Source organism: Streptomyces sp. NRRL F-5135, assembly GCF_000719775.1.
GTDB classification, from domain to species: domain Bacteria; phylum Actinomycetota; class Actinomycetes; order Streptomycetales; family Streptomycetaceae; genus Streptomyces; species Streptomyces hebeiensis.
In genome coordinates this window covers 1-504 of record NZ_JOHR01000070.1, presented here as the reverse complement: position 1 = coordinate 504, position 504 = coordinate 1, and the positions used below count along the sequence as shown (strand labels likewise).

Sequence of the window (504 nt, the reverse complement as noted above, 5' to 3'; positions counted from 1 at the left end):
CCATCCCCGGCGCAGCGCGCGGCGCAGCAGCCGGCCGGCGGCCAGTCCGAGAGCGGTGCCGTAGCCGATCCCGATCAGCAGTTCCAGGAGCGCGCCGCCCGGCCCCGTGTGAGGGCCGGTGCCCGCCTCCGCGGCGGCGATCCCGGCCAGGGCGAGGGCGACGAAAGGAGTGGCGATTCCGTCGTTGAGGCCGCTCTCCACATTGACGGCCCGGCGGATTCTCGCGGGCACCGCCGGATCGGTCATCATCGAGGCTCCGAGCGCGGCGTCCGTGGGCGCCAGTGCGGCGCCCACGTAGAGCGCCGCCCAGCCCGTCACCCCGGGAAGGAGACCGACGGCGGCCAGCGTGCCGAGCCCGATGCACAGGGGGAGCCCGATTCCCAGGAGTCGCAGGTACAAAGCGGCGTCCGGGCGCAGGGACGGGAAGGACAGGCGTGCGGCATCGGTGAACAGGACCCAGGTGAGCGTGGTCTCCGCCACCGCCTTGACCGCCTCGCGGGACGG

General features: G+C 74.4%; 1 protein-coding gene. It reads right to left on the bottom strand.

Translation table 11 applies throughout. From position 1 onward, the window contains the following. On the bottom strand, positions 1-504 hold a 504-nt coding region (locus IG02_RS0135540; RefSeq protein WP_030757805.1), incomplete at both ends, for a cation:proton antiporter.